The organism is Chromobacterium aquaticum (assembly GCF_021129195.1).
Classification (GTDB): domain Bacteria; phylum Pseudomonadota; class Gammaproteobacteria; order Burkholderiales; family Chromobacteriaceae; genus Chromobacterium; species Chromobacterium aquaticum.
The window spans coordinates 1-871 of the sequence record NZ_JAJOHW010000272.1; the positions used below are offsets into that span (position 1 = coordinate 1).

Annotated in this window: 1 protein-coding gene; it reads right to left on the bottom strand. The window is 75.5% G+C overall.

Translation table 11 applies throughout. The features are described from left to right. A partial coding sequence (locus tag LQT98_RS23745) for a molybdopterin dinucleotide binding domain-containing protein (protein ID WP_331282595.1) occupies positions 1–871 on the bottom strand: 871 nt, incomplete at both ends.

Genomic DNA, 871 nt, shown 5'->3' on the forward strand with positions numbered 1-871 from the left:
CGGCGGCCGGCGCGGCCGCGCTGCCGGGGACCAGCGCGCTGAGCCGGCTGCCGGGCCAGGGCTGGCCGCTTTGCATCGCGGCCAGCAGCCGCGCGCCGTCGTCCTGGCCGCCGGCGAAGACGAAGGCCCAGGGCGCGTCGTCACGCCAGGCGATGCGTTGTTCCAGGCCGCGGCGCGCGCCGCTGAACACTTGCAACTGCGGGCCGCCGTTCAGGTCCAGCAGCCAAGTCAGCTCGGCCAGCCAGTCCGGCCGCGCTTGGGCGTGGGCGGCGTTCAGCACCAGGATGTCCGGCGCGCGCAGGCTGAGCGCGGCGTAGCTGCAGCCGGCCAGCAAGGGCTGCAGCCGCGCGCGCAGCGCCGGCAGATCCGGGTGGCGGCTGGCGGCGCGCACCCGCCACGGCAGTTCGGCGCGTTCCACCCGCACCGCGGCGTGCTTGAGTTCGGGCTGGAACGATTGCGGATCCACCGCCGGCGAGCAGGCCTGGTTGACGCCGCCGCTGTCCAGATGCTGGCCGCTCCAGTGCATGGCGGCGAACACGCAGCCGCCGGGCAGGTCCTCGCAAAGCGCCAGCGGCAGCACCAGGCCGCCGCGCCGGCTTTCCACCTTGACCAGCTCGCCGGCCTGTAGGCCGCGGCGGGCGGCGTCGGCCGGATGCATGTCCAGCGTCGGTTCCGGCGCGTGGGAGAACAGCCGCGCCACCCGGCCGCTGCGGCTCATGCCGTGCCATTGGTCGCGCAGCCGGCCGGTGAGCAGGCGGAAGGGGTAATGGGCGTTGACCGCGTCCGCCGGCGGCCGGTAGGGCGTGGAATGGAACAGCGCGCGGCCGTTGGCGGTGGCAAAGCGGCCGTCCTGGTAGCGGCGCGCCTGGCC